The organism is Lutibacter sp., from assembly GCF_013041805.1.
Classification (GTDB): Bacteria; Bacteroidota; Bacteroidia; order Flavobacteriales; family Flavobacteriaceae; genus Lutibacter.
Genome location: NZ_JABDRI010000052.1, coordinates 1 through 13,962, shown reverse-complemented (window position 1 = coordinate 13,962; position 13,962 = coordinate 1). Strand labels below are relative to the sequence as shown.

Below are 13,962 nucleotides of genomic sequence, written 5' to 3'. Positions count from 1 at the left end.
GGATTACCATTCATCCAAGACCCGATGAGCGCCATATTCGATATCAAGATGCCTTCGATTTAAAAAAAATAGTAACTACAGAGTTTAATATTGAGGGAAATCCAATTCCAAAATTTATGGACATGGTACTCGAAATATGCCCTACTCAAGTTACTTTAGTGCCTGATTCAATTGATGCAATTACTTCAAATGCTGGTTGGAATACCATTAAACATCAATCATTTTTAAAAGAAATTATTTCAGAATTTAAATCGAAAGGTATTAGAACCTCTATTTTTATTGACACTAACCTAGATTTAATTGAAGCCGCTGCAACTACAGGCGCTGACAGAATTGAATTATATACAGAGGATTTTGCTACTCAATATGGGATGGGAAATAAAAAGGCCATAGAACCGTATACAAAAAGTGCAATAGTAGCAACCGAACTTGGTTTGGGGATTAACGCAGGTCACGATTTAAGCTTGGAGAATATTCAGTTTTTTGCCGAAAATATTCCAAATTTGTTAGAAGTATCTATTGGTCATGCATTAATTGCAGAGTCATTATATTTAGGTTTCGAGAACGTAATTAATATGTATAAACATAAATTAAGTTTAGGTTCTAAATAACTTTCATTTCTTAGAAAGAGTTAATTTTATAAATTCAATGCTCAACATGCAAGTTTTACATTCAACAATTTTAGGGAAAGGAGAGCCTTTACTTATTTTACATGGTTATTTTGGAATGAGTGATAACTGGAAATCGTTAGGTAATAAGTTTGCTGAACATTTTGAAGTACACTTAATAGATCAACGGAATCATGGAAGAAGTTTTCATACAGATGAATTTGATTATGAATTATTAGTAGAAGATGTACACCAATATATACTACAAAAAGAATTGACGAATGTTTTTGTATTAGGGCATTCAATGGGAGGAAAGGTAGCCATGCAGTTTGCGGTAACCTACCCTGAATTAGTAAATAAATTAATTGTTGCAGATATTAGTCCGAAATATTATAAACCACATCATGAGTATATTTTGGCAGCATTGAATTCAGTTAATTTCACATTGCATAACACTCGAAAAAAAGTTGAAGAGGTTTTAAGAATTTATATCAAAGAAGCAGGAATTATTCAGTTTTTATTAAAGAACGTGTACTGGAAATCTAAAGGGAAATTAGCGTTTCGAATTAATTTACATAGTTTAACTGAAAATAATGCTGAAGTTGGTGAAGCGCTGCCTTCGTTTACGCATTTTGAAGGGCCAACTTTATTTTTAAGTGGAGAAAATTCTGATTATATAACGGAAGAAGATATTCCTTTAATTGCTGCTCATTTTTCAAAGTATAAAATTGTAACTGTCAAAAAAGCAGGACATTGGCTGCATGCTGAAAATCCAACGCAGTTTTATAATGAAGTTGTCAGTTTTTTAAGTTAAAAACCAAGTTGGCATAATTATAGTTAAATTTATAACTCAATTTAAAACATACGTTCATGAAATTAATTTTAAAAGTTCTACTCACCGCGATTGCAGTTGTCATATTAGCAAATTTTTTACCAGGTGTTACGCTTGCCAATTACACAAGCGCAATTATAGTTGCGATAGTTTTAGGGATACTTAGAGTTACCGTTAAGCCAGTACTTATATTTTTCACGTTGCCAGCAACCATAGTAACCTTAGGTTTATTTTTATTGGTAATTAACGCTTTAATTATACTGTTAGCTGATTATTTTGTAGATGGTTTTGCCGTTTCAGGTTTTTGGATAGCATTATTATTTAGTTTGTTGTTATCGCTATTTCAATCCTTCTTGTATTCATTATTAAATGAAAAGAAAGAAAAATAGTTGAATTTGAACAACTTAAATACTTTGTTAAGTGCATAAAAAACAGTAATTTTGCACCCGATTTTTAATGATTTTAAGATAAAATAGCACAAAATGAATATTACAAAAGAAAATATTGATAATTTAAATGCAGTAGTAAAGGTTGAGATTTCAGCTGCAGATTACCAAGAAAAAGTAGCAACTATTTTACAAGATTACCGTAAAACAGCAAATGTCCCAGGATTTAGAAAAGGTCAAGTACCAATGGGGATGATTAAAAAACAATACGGTAAGTCTGTAATGATTGATGAAGTAAATAAATTGTTACAAGAGTCATTAAATAAATTTTTAACTGAAGAGAAGTTAGATATTTTAGGGAATCCATTGCCAAAAATGCAAGATGATTTGAATTGGGATGCTGAAGATTATGCTTTTGAATTTGAATTAGGTTTAGCACCAGAATTTGATGTGAAGTTAGATGCTAAAAAGAAAATTACACAATATAATATTATTGCTGATGATGAATTGTTAGAGAAAGAAGTTGAGAATATTCAAAAGCGTTACGGTAAAATTATTCCTAAAGAGACTGTTGAAGATGATGTAAATATTGCTGGAACTTTTGTAAATGAAGAAAAAGAAATAAATAAAAAATCTACAATTTCATTTGATTCAATAAAAGGAAAATCAAACCAAAAGAAATTAAAAGGTGCAAAAGTAGGCGATGTTATTGAATTAAAAACAAAAGGTCTTTTTGATGACGATCATAAATTAATGGGTGCTTTAGGAATAGATCACGATGCAATTCACGGATTGGATATTGTGGTTCAATTTACTATTGAAGAAATTAATATGACAGAGCTCTCTGAAATAAATCAAGAATTGTTTGATAAAGTTTTTGGGCCAGATGTTGTGAAATCAAAAGAAGAATTAGTTGCTAAAATTAAGGAAGATGCTGAAAAGCAATTTAAAACACAAGCAGATCAACAATTATTAAATGATGTTACTGAATATTTAGTAGAAAATACAAAGTTTGATTTACCAGCTGAGTTTTTAAAGAAATGGATTGCGGTTGCAGGTGAAAATCCAATGACTCCTGAGCAAGCCTCTGAAGAATATGAAAAATCTGAAAAAGGATTACGTTACCAATTAATTGAAGGTAAAGTGTTAAAAGATAATGGTATAAAATTGGATTATGCTGAATTGCAAGAATTTGCAAAAGGTTTTGTAAAGGCTCAAATGGCACAATACGGACAATTAAATCCTGAAGAAAAAGAATTAGATGATATTGTACAGCGTGTGTTAAGTAATCAAGATGAAGCGAAACGTTTGCAAGAACAATTAGTAAGTAAAAAATTACTAGATTTTTATAAAGAAAATATCACGTTTAAAGTAAAAGAATTAAACTATGAAAAATTTGTAAAAGAAGTGTACAAATAACATAGTAGTTTAACTATAAATTAAAACTCCTTAATGAAATTTCATTAAGGAGTTTTTTTATTTTGTAAAATGGTTTTGTATTGACCATTTCAAGGTGTTGTTAAGATATAAACTTATTTCCTTTTTTGCCCTCTTGTTTTTGGTTTTTTATATTTTTTAGCAATTTCTCTTCGGTACGAACCTCCTAAATTAACACGTTTATTTTTTTCTTTTTTCTCATGAAATGCTGCTCCGCTAGGCTCAGTAACTGTTTTTTTCTTACCGGTGCTTTCTGGTTCAATTTTTGGCAGTTCTTCAGCGATCATATTAGTTGAAATTTCAATACTCTCAGGTAAATCGTATACGTCAATTTCAGTATTCATAAGTAATTCAATTTCTCCTAAATAGTCTGCTTCCTCTTCAGTAAAAAACGAAATAGCAGTTCCTTTTTGTTCTGCTCTACCTGTTCTTCCAATTCTATGCATGTAATTCTCAGGTTCCTCAGGAATGTTGAAATTAATTACATGACTTACATCGGTTAAATCCAATCCACGTGCAATAATATCAGTTGCAATTAATACTTTATAAAAACCCATTTCAAAGTTTTTAACAGAACGTAATCTATAATTTTGTGTTTTATTAGAGTGAATTACGTTGGTTTCTCCTGGGAGTAATACTTCAAGTTCTTCAAATAGCGTATTTGCTTGTTTTTTATTTTTTACAAAAATTAGGACTTTAGTAAAAGTCTTTTTGTCTTTTAGTAAATGCACTAAAAAATTTACTTTCGTATAAAAATTAGGAACAGGATATGCTTGTTGCTCAATCGTATCTAATGGGCTTCCACTGCTCGCAATTTCAATTTTGATAGGAGATTTAAAAAATTGATCTAATAAGCCATCAACCTCTTTAGTAAGTGTTGCAGAAAACAAAATACTTTGTCGATTTTTTGGTAATAAATCTAATAAGGTAATTAATTGAGGTCTAAATCCAAGATTCATCATTTCATCAACTTCATCAATTACTAACTTTTGAATTTGTTTTAATTTTAAAATACCATCTAACGCTAAATCTAATAAACGACCTGGAGTTGCTACTAAAATATCTTGTCCTTCATATACTAGTTGCTTTTGCTTATTTAGGTTTGTTCCTCCATATACACCTGCAAAACGAACGTTAATATATGGTGTTAAGCTTTCTAAGTCATTTATAACTTGAACCACTAATTCTCTTGTTGGAACCACAATTAAAATACGTGGATATTTTTGTGTTGAAAATGTAAGTTGTCGTAAAATAGGTAATAAATAGGCAAATGTTTTACCAGTTCCAGTTTGTGCAATTCCTACAACATCTCTGCTACTCATAATCACAGAAAATGCTTTTTCTTGAATAGGAGTAGGTATTGAAAATCCCATTTCATCAAGAGCATCTAATAAAAAACGGTTTAAGTTTAAATCGGAAAAGGTCATTGTTTTATTTTTTTGCAAATATAGGTTTATATTACTTAGTAGCTAATTCAAACAGCAACCAAGCATTTGGGTCAAAATTAATTGCAGTTATTTCTCCTGAAACATTAACTACAAAAGGAGCAGATTTATCATTTATTTGAATCGTTTTTATTTCTGAAGTTCCATTTTTATAAACAAATTCTATATCAAGTGGAAATTGAAAAATGGTTTCTTGAGTTTGTTCTATAATAATTCTAACTTTCTTATCATGGTAAATCCAACTTGATTTTATAATTGGGTGGCCTACTTTTTGAAGCCATTGTGTAAAGAAAGTATCTAAATTTTCTTCTGAAATTTCAGCCATTACTTGTTTAAAATCGTTTGTTGATGCATTACTAAATTTATAAGTATCGTAATATGTTCTTAAACCACTCCAAAAAAGTCCATCTCCAATTTTTTTACGAAGCATATGTAATACCCAAGCGCCTTTTTGATATGAATTAGCATTTAGCAATTGCATATAATTAGTTGTTTTTGTATCAATTGCAGGAGTTTTACTTTTTTTGTAAAAGTTTATAACGGTTTGGCGTTCTTGTTTAATTCTTTCCAAAAAAGCATCATTACCTTTTGATTCTAATATATATAAGTCTGTTAAATAGGTTGCAAAACCTTCACTTAACCAAAGGTGAGGCCAATCAATTTCAGAAGCTGAGTTTCCAAACCATTGATGTGCAATTTCGTGAGCTATTAAATCTTCATGCTCCAGTTTCCCCGTAACAGATTTTTCAAAATAAAAAATGTTTCCAGCATTTTCCATACCTCCAAAGCGAGTTTTAGATTGCACATTTGCTAATTTTTGAAAGGGATATTCGCCAATATGCTCAATAAAAAAGTCAAGTATATTTTTTGCAGTAGAAAAATCGTAAAAGCCTTGATCTTTTGTTTCGGGATATACCCAAGTTGAAACCGGAATGTTATGTGTTTCACCAATATTTTGAACTGCAAATTTTGCAATTCCTACTACCATTACTTTCGTTGGCAACGAAACGGTAGTTTTCCAATGGTATAATTTAGTAGTGTTTGTTAAATTAGTTTCTTCAACCTGAAAACCATTCGCAATAGTTTGATAGTGGTTTGGTGCTTCAATTAAATATTCAATGGTGGCCTTGTCTGATGGATGATCTACGCAGGGAAACCAGTGGTGCGCCCTATTTGGCCAATTATCTCCAAAAAAAGTTCGATCACCATATAAATTTTTACTAATTATTAATCCGTCTTTTGGAATGCCATGATATTTGATAATATAGGTATATTCAATTCCTGGAAATGTATGTTTTGTTTGAATATTTATTTTATCAGTTGTATGTAAAAATTCAACTTTTACATTGTTTTGATAAATAGAATCCACAACCATACCAAGTCCACTAACACTATCTTTTTTAAATAAATCAAGTTGAAATTCATTGACAGATTTTTTAAACTTTAATTTGATGCTCATTGTTGCATCAATACTATTTGTAGTGTCACTTACTGCAATTACTAATTTATAATGTTGTATATCAATTGTATTTAATTGCTGCTGGTAATTTTGAGCAATACCTGAAGATTGAATACAAATAAAAAGAATAAAAAAATGATAGAGGGTTTTCATACTAAAACTTTAAAGAATAATTTTCAAATATACATAGAAACAGTCACATTGTTTAGAAGATATAAAAGTGAAATATTAGATTACTTAATGAAACAAATAGACAATTCATAAATACTTCTTATCTTTACGCACTTAATACTTTAAAAACCCTGTTAAATGGATTACGGAAAAGAATTTAAAAAGTTTGCAACTCAGCATCAAGGCATCAATAGTATGTATTATGATAAATTGGTGAGTAGTGTTACACCATATATTATTGAAGAACGTCAATTAAACGTTGCGCAAATGGATGTGTTCTCTCGTTTAATGATGGATAGAATTATATTTTTAGGAACAGCGATTGATGATTATGTAGCAAATATTATACAAGCTCAATTATTATTTTTAGAAAGTGTTGATAATTCAAAAGACATCTCTATTTACATTAACTCGCCAGGTGGAAGCGTATATGCAGGTTTAGGAATGTATGATACCATGCAATTTATAAAGCCAGATGTAGCAACAATTTGTACAGGTATGGCAGCATCTATGGGAGCTGTTTTAATGTGTGCAGGTACAAAAGGAAAACGTTCTGCATTACCTCATTCACGAGTAATGATACATCAACCATTAGGAGGTGCTCAAGGGCAAGCAAGTGATATTGAAATTACTGCTCGTGAAATCATGAAATTGAAAGATGAATTATACCAAATAATTTCAAAACATTCTGGACAAACAATGGAGAAAGTTCATGCAGATTCAGATCGTGATTATTGGATGAAAGCTGAAGAAGCGAAAGCTTATGGTATGATTGATGAAATATTAATTAGAAAGTAATTAAAGGTATGGCAAAGGATGAAGTTTTAGAATGCTCATTTTGTGGAAGGAAGAAACCAGAAACTGACTTGCTAATTGCAGGATTGGATGCACATATTTGTGATAAATGTATAGAGCAAGCACATGGCATTGTAATGGAAGAAATGGCAGAGCAAAGTTCATCAAGCCTTAGTTCTGAATTAATAGTTAAAAAACCGAAAGAAATAAAAGCATTTATTGATCAGTATATGATTGGTCAAGAAAAAGCAAAACGTGTCATGTCTGTTGCAGTTTATAATCATTATAAGCGTTTATTACAACCTGAATCTAAAGACGAAGAAGAAATTGAAATTCAGAAAAGTAACATTATAATTGTTGGAGAAACTGGAACAGGAAAAACGTTAATTGCTCGTACTATTGCAAAAATGTTGAATGTGCCATTTTGTATTGTTGATGCAACAGTTTTAACAGAAGCTGGTTATGTGGGTGAAGATGTTGAAACTATTTTAACTCGTTTATTACAAGCAGCTGATTATGATGTGAAAAGAGCTGAACGCGGTATTGTTTTTATTGATGAAATTGATAAAATTGCTCGTAAGGGAGATAATCCATCTATAACACGTGATGTTTCAGGTGAAGGAGTTCAGCAGGCTTTGTTAAAATTATTAGAAGGTTCTATTGTAAATGTTCCACCAAAAGGAGGAAGAAAACATCCTGATCAAAAATTTATTGAAGTAAACACTCAAGATATTTTATTTATGGCTGGTGGTGCTTTTTCAGGAATTGATAAAATTATTGGAAAACGTCTAAATCGACAAGCTGTTGGTTATAGCGCATCTATAAAAGTGGATAGAGTTGATGAAACAAATTTGCTACAATATATTATACCAAGTGATTTAAAATCGTTTGGTTTAATTCCTGAAATTATTGGACGGTTACCAGTGTTAACTCATATGAATCCTTTAGATGCTAGCACATTAAGAGCTATTTTAACAGAACCTAAAAATTCTATTATTAAGCAATATCAAAAATTGTTTGAAATGGATGGAATTGATTTTACCATTAATGAAACAGCTTTGGAATATATAGTGGATAAAGCAGTTGAATACAAATTAGGTGCTCGTGGATTGCGTTCTCTTTGTGAAGCAATTTTAACCGATGCTATGTTTGAAATGCCAGGAACTGAAGAAACAGAATTAAAAGTTACTAAGAAATATGCTGAAGACAGAATTAATATGTCTACTTTAAAAAAATTAAAGGCTGTTTCTTAAGATAATTTAAATAACGAAATAAAATGTAATCACCCTTTGATTTTTAAAGGGTGATTTTTTTATCTAAATTTTGTAATTTAGAACATTCAAAAAAATACTATAATTGATTTCTAGAAGTACCATAGATAATGTTTTCGAAACTGCTCGTGTTGAGGAGGTTATTGGTGAATTTGTTCAATTAAAAAAATCAGGAAGTAATTTTAAGGGTTTGAGTCCGTTTTCTGATGAGCGAACACCATCATTTATGGTGTCACCTGTGAAACAAATTTGGAAAGATTTTAGTACAGGAAAAGGAGGAAATGCGGTTTCATTTTTAATGGAACACGAACATTATTCGTATCCTGAAGCGATACGGTATTTAGCAAAAAAATACAATATTGAAATAGATGAAACTGAGCAATCAGATGAGCAAAAACAGCAAGCTGATGAGCGTGAAAGTATGTTTTTGGTATCAGAATTTGCGCGCGATTATTTTCATAAAATCTTATTAGAAGACAACCAAGGTAAAGCAATTGGTTTAAGTTACTTCAAAGAACGTGGTTACACAGAAGATACTATTAAAAAGTTTCAATTAGGATATTCATTAAATGAATGGGAAGCTTTTACTTCAGAAGCAATCAATAAGGGATACAATCTTAAATACCTAGAATCTACAGGTCTTACTATTGTAAAACAAGATCTTCTTTCGGCAACAGGAACCAAGCAATTTGATCGTTTTAAAGGACGCGTTATGTTCCCAATTCATAGTATGAGTGGACGCGTATTGGGTTTTGGAGGTCGTATTTTAACAAACGATAAAAAAGCAGCAAAATATTTAAATTCACCTGATAGCGATATTTATCATAAGAGTAATATTTTATATGGTATCCATTATGCAAAGAAAGCTATTGCTAAAGAGGACAATTGTTATTTGGTTGAAGGCTATACGGATGTTATTTCATTTCATCAAGCTGGAGTTGAAAATGTGGTTTCATCTTCAGGTACTGCACTTACTGAAAATCAAATTCGGTTGATAAACCGTCTAACAAAAAATGTGACAATCCTTTTTGATGGCGATGCAGCAGGTATCAGGGCTTCAATTAGAGGAATTGATTTAATTTTAGAACAAGGGTTAAATGTAAAGGTCATATTATTTCCTGATGGAGATGACCCTGATAGTTTTTCTAAAAAAGTTTCTAGTGAGGAACTAAAGGAATATTTGCAAAGTAACGCCCAAGATTTTATCAATTTTAAAGTTTCTTTATTAATGGAAGAAGCTCAAAATGATCCTGTTAAAAAAGCTGGTTTAATTCGTGATATTGTTGTAAGTATTTCAAAAATACCAGATAGAATTCAACGAGAAGTTTACATTCAGGAATGTTCTAGAATCATGGATATTTCAGAAAATGTATTGTTTAGTGAATTAGCGCAATTAGATAAAAAGGAAGGCAGAGAAGCATCAAAAAGACCACATCAAGAACGACCATTAGCTCCGGTATTAGAAAAAACAGCTCAGTTTGAAAAGGTAAATGAATTAACAAAATACGAACAAGAAATTATAAAAATTTTATTGTTATATGGTAATAATGAAGTTGAATTTGAAAATTTTGATGAAGTAGAAGAAGTTGATGGTAATGAAGCAAAACCATTGAAAAAAGAATATCAATTAAATATAGTTTCCAAAGAAATTTATTTGAACTTACAAGAAGATGAGGTAGAGTTTACCGATGAAAGATTTAAACAAATTTATTATGAAATAATTCATCAGTTAAATCAGGATAAATCTATTTTTGTTGATTCTTTTATTAATCATTCTGATGCAGACATTTCAAATTTAGTTACCAATATTTTAATGGATGATGAAAAGCATACCATGAGTAATTGGGAGCGTAAAAACATTATAATTAAAAGTAAGGAGAAAGACCTGCCAAAAATGGTTTTAGATGCAATTTATAATTTACGACGCGTATTAATTGAACAAAAAATAACATCATTATCAGTTGAAATAGCTAATACTAATGATAGAGAACAAATTTTAGAGACCGTTGTAAATTATACCAACTTAAAGCATCGTATTTGTGAACGTCTAAATAGAGTTATCTAAATTTTAAATTTACTAGGAATTTTACAAACTGGAATCGGGTTCATTTTGTGCTGATTTGCTCTATTTCTTTCTTTGTATATAGTAAATACTTCAAGTTCTCTACCGTTAAAATCTCCAATTGTTTTCCCTTTTTCATCTTGTGTCATCGCCCATTCAAGCTCATTATAGCTCGCTCCAATTTGATCTTCATCTGTTCTACTATCTCCCCATAATCCGTCAGTTGGTGCAGCAGTTATTATTTCTTTATTAACTCCCAAATAGGTAGCGATTTCATATACTTCAGATTTCATTAAATCAGCAATTGGACTTAAATCTACACCACCGTCACCATATTTTGTAAAGAATCCAACTCCAAAATCCTCAACCTTGTTACCAGTTCCAGCCACTAAATATCCGTTGAGCGCAGCAAAATAATAAAGAGAGGTCATTCTAAGTCTAGCACGTGTATTTGCTAAAGACATAAAGCGTTCTTCTTCATTTTTAACTGGAGGAAATGCATCCACTAAACTATCAAACACCGGCGTTAAGTTCACCTGTTTCACGGTAACTTTTTCAAAGTTTTCTTGAAGCCATTGAATATGATTGTATGCTCTACTTACTTGATTTTCGCCTTGATGTATTGGCATTTCCAAACATAAAAGAGGTAGTCCTGTTTTAGCGCAAAGAGTTGAGGTTACCGCAGAATCAATTCCTCCTGAAATTCCAATGATAAAACCATTCACATCTGCTCTTGTAACATAATCTTTTAACCAATCAACAATATAATCAATAACTCTTTCGGTATTCATACTTAAACTTTTTTAGTAATTTTAGCGTTTTAAAAATATAAGTGTAAATATAGAAATTAATGAAGAAATTTGTTCTACTAACTATTATTTTATTGGCTGCTGTTTCTTGTAATAACCAAACAAAAAAGAAAGTTGATGTTTCTAAAATTGATATGAATGTGATTATTGATAGGTTTGAACAAAAGTTTTATACCACTAACGCACAAAAACTTCCTGAATTAAAAAATGAGTATCCCTATTTATTTCCAGAGCAAAATGATAGCATTTGGTTAAATAAAATAAAGGATGAGCAAGAATTATTTGAACTTTCACAAACTGTTTTTGGAGATTTTAGCAAAGAGAAATCTCAAATTCAAGACCTTTTTAAGCACGTAAAAAGCTATCATCCAAATTTTGAAGCTCCTAAAGTTATTACACTTATAACCAATTTAGATTATCAAAGTAAAGTTGTATATGCTGATAGTTTGTTGTTCGTCTCATTAGATATGTATTTGGGAAGAGATAGTAATGTATATCGCGATTTTCCATTATACTTGTCACATAATTTTGATAAATCACATTTGGTGGTTGATATCGCGAATGCTTTAATTGAAAACCATTCTGGTGGGGTTACGAATCGTCAATTTATTGATGTTATGATACATGAAGGAAAAAAAATGTACCTATTAGATTGTTATTTGCCAGCGGTTTCTGATGCGGAAAAGATTGGATACCCATTAAATAAAAATGATTGGGTAGTCGTAAATGAGGCTCAGGTTTGGAAGTATTTTATCGAAAATAAGTTGTTATATAGTTCTGATAATGAGTTGTATAGTCGTTTTATTTCTGATGCGCCTTTTTCAAAATTTTATATTGATATTGATAAGCAATCTCCAGGTAAAATAGGTGTATGGTTAGGTTGGCAAATTGTTCGTTCTTTTATGGACAATAATGATGTAACTTTGCAGCAGCTTTTAGAAACACCGACAGAAGAAATATTTAAAAAATCAAAATATAAACCAAAAAAATAATGGCAGTAAAGAGTACATCAAAAATTGAAATAAATGTTGGATTAGATGAGAATAAAATTCCTGAAAAGTTGCATTGGACTGCACAAGATAGCAATGTGAAAGACCAAGAAGCAAAAGCTGTAATACTTGCTGTTTGGGATGAAAAAACAAAGGATACCCTTCGTATGGATTTATGGACAAAAGAAATGCAAATTGATGAAATGAAACAATTTTTTCATCAAACATTGGTATCTATGGCTAATACTTTTGAGCGCGCAACAAACGATACTAAAATGACAGCTACCATGAAGGATTTTTGTGATTATTTTGCTGAAAAACTTGAGTTAACAAAAAAGTAACTATTCTACATTTTTTATTAGTTCAATAATTTCTTTATAATCTTTTTCATGATGTAAAAAATCTTTATTCGTAACATCTATGATTAATGTATTTAGATTTTTTTCGGTTTTAATAAAAGTTGAGTAACCTTTATGAATTTTATCTAAGTATTCAGGCGCAATATTTTGTTCGTAATCTCTACCTCGGTTTTTTATATTTTCTAATAAGCGCGGTGTTTCTTGGTATAGATAAATATACAAATCAGGTTTTGAAATTTCATTGTACATAATGTCGAACATTTTTCGATATAAAAAATATTCATCTTTTTGTAAGGTCACTTGTGCAAAAATTAGTGATTTAAAAATGTAGTAGTCAGAAACTATAAAGTTCTTGAATAAATCAAATTGTGCTAAATCATCTGAAAGTTGTTGATAACGATCTGCTAAAAAGCTCATTTCCAAAGGAAATGCGTAGCGTTCATTATCTTCATAAAACTTTGGTAAAAAGGGATTGTCTGCAAAACGTTCTAATATAATTTTAGCATTAAAGTCTTCAGCAATCATATTAGTAAGGGTTGTTTTTCCAGCACCAATATTACCTTCAATAGCAATGTAATTAAATTTTTCAGATAAGCAAATAGGACGTTTCAGTTTTAAATAAGTATTTTCAATGTTACTATCATCAGTGCTATTAGTAAGGCAAACTTGAATCTGTTTTTTTTCTATCGGATGAATCAAATTTGGAGCAATTTCAGCCAAAGGAACAAGTACAAATTTCCTGTTTATCATTTCTTTATGAGGAACAATTAAATCTTTAGAGAAAATTATTTCTTGATCATAAAGTAACACATCAATATCAATAATTCGCGATTTATATTTTTTATCCGAAGTTCTTTTTCTTCCAAGAGAAAGCTCAATTTTATGAATCGTTTCTAATAAATGTTCCGGGTTTAGATTTGTAGCAACCTGAATACAAATATTGTAAAAATGATCACTTTCAAATCCCCAAGCCGCCGTATTATATACCGATGAAATTTTAAGAACAGATCCTATTTCATCAGCAACTAAATCAACAGCTTGTTGTAAATTTTCAAACTTGTTTCCCAAGTTAGTTCCTAAAGATAAATATGTAGTTCTTTTTATTTGCATAAAGTGAATACAAAGAAAAGAAAAGTATCATTTAAAAACATATCTTTGTCGGGCAACTTATAAACATTTATATTTATTTTTGAACTCAAAACTTTTGTTATAATATGAACTTTTTAAGAAATTTATTTGCATCAATATTTGGAACTTTAATTGCTTTAGGTATTATTTTAGTATTGTTTTTACTTGTTGCTGCTGCGGTAGGGGATACAAAAAAAGTATCTGTAGCAAG

13 protein-coding genes are annotated in these 13,962 nt (G+C 30.3%); 9 read left to right on the top strand and 4 right to left on the bottom strand.

All coding sequences use genetic code 11. The features are described from left to right. The 4 genes from HKP59_RS07105 to tig all read left to right on the top strand — a co-directional run. Positions 1-611 (top strand): pyridoxine 5'-phosphate synthase (locus HKP59_RS07105; protein ID WP_291804968.1); only part of this gene is annotated, 611 nt, incomplete at its 5' end. 46 nt (positions 612-657) lie between these two features. Continuing rightward, complete coding sequence (locus tag HKP59_RS07100) at positions 658-1,422, top strand: alpha/beta fold hydrolase (protein WP_291804966.1); 765 nt, start codon at positions 658-660, stop codon at positions 1,420-1,422. A gap of 56 nt (positions 1,423-1,478) precedes the next feature. Then, positions 1,479-1,829 carry a phage holin family protein gene (locus HKP59_RS07095; protein WP_291804964.1) on the top strand — a complete coding sequence of 117 codons (351 nt, stop codon included), beginning with the start codon at positions 1,479-1,481 and terminating at the stop codon, positions 1,827-1,829. Positions 1,830-1,922: 93 nt separating this feature from the next. After that, complete coding sequence (tig, locus tag HKP59_RS07090) at positions 1,923-3,245, top strand: trigger factor (protein ID WP_291804962.1); 1,323 nt, start codon at positions 1,923-1,925, stop codon at positions 3,243-3,245. 113 nt (positions 3,246-3,358) lie between these two features. Here the strand turns inward: tig and HKP59_RS07085 are convergent, their stop codons facing one another. Beyond that, positions 3,359-4,690: a DEAD/DEAH box helicase gene (locus tag HKP59_RS07085; protein WP_291804960.1), complete on the bottom strand. Its 1,332-nt coding sequence runs from the start codon at positions 4,688-4,690 to the stop codon at positions 3,359-3,361. A gap of 31 nt (positions 4,691-4,721) precedes the next feature. Then, positions 4,722-6,320: a M1 family metallopeptidase gene (locus tag HKP59_RS07080; RefSeq protein ID WP_291804959.1), complete on the bottom strand. Its 1,599-nt coding sequence runs from the start codon at positions 6,318-6,320 to the stop codon at positions 4,722-4,724. Positions 6,321-6,476: 156 nt separating this feature from the next. Here HKP59_RS07080 and clpP point away from each other — a divergent pair, with 156 nt between their 5' ends. From clpP to dnaG, 3 genes are all read left to right on the top strand, one after another. Further along, positions 6,477-7,136 (top strand): ATP-dependent Clp endopeptidase proteolytic subunit ClpP, encoded by a 660-nt coding sequence (gene clpP, locus HKP59_RS07075; RefSeq protein ID WP_291804956.1) that lies wholly within the window; start codon positions 6,477-6,479, stop codon positions 7,134-7,136. A gap of 8 nt (positions 7,137-7,144) precedes the next feature. Continuing rightward, positions 7,145-8,386, top strand: coding sequence for an ATP-dependent Clp protease ATP-binding subunit ClpX (gene clpX / locus HKP59_RS07070; protein WP_291804953.1), 1,242 nt, complete (start codon positions 7,145-7,147; stop codon positions 8,384-8,386). Positions 8,387-8,489: 103 nt separating this feature from the next. Continuing rightward, positions 8,490-10,469 (top strand): DNA primase, encoded by a 1,980-nt coding sequence (dnaG, locus tag HKP59_RS07065; RefSeq protein ID WP_291804951.1) that lies wholly within the window; start codon positions 8,490-8,492, stop codon positions 10,467-10,469. On the opposite strand, the gene nadE is transcribed toward dnaG, so the two are convergent. Beyond that, a complete protein-coding gene (gene nadE / locus HKP59_RS07060) occupies positions 10,466-11,257 on the bottom strand; it encodes an NAD(+) synthase (protein ID WP_291804948.1) in 792 nt (263 codons plus the stop codon). The genes dnaG and nadE overlap by 4 nt on opposite strands. 59 nt (positions 11,258-11,316) lie before the next feature. Between nadE and gldB the strand changes: the two genes are divergently transcribed. Further along, positions 11,317-12,267, top strand: a complete 951-nt coding sequence (gene gldB / locus HKP59_RS07055; protein WP_291804946.1) for a gliding motility lipoprotein GldB — start codon at positions 11,317-11,319, stop codon at positions 12,265-12,267. Then, positions 12,267-12,605, top strand: a complete 339-nt coding sequence (gene gldC / locus HKP59_RS07050) for a gliding motility protein GldC (protein ID WP_291804943.1) — start codon at positions 12,267-12,269, stop codon at positions 12,603-12,605. Before gldB ends, gldC begins: the two co-directional genes overlap by 1 nt. Here gldC and folK read toward each other — a convergent pair whose 3' ends face one another. Next, on the bottom strand, positions 12,606-13,733 hold the full coding sequence (gene folK / locus HKP59_RS07045) for a 2-amino-4-hydroxy-6-hydroxymethyldihydropteridine diphosphokinase (RefSeq protein WP_291804940.1): 1,128 nt from the start codon (positions 13,731-13,733) through the stop codon (positions 12,606-12,608). Positions 13,734-13,962 lie beyond the last annotated feature (229 nt).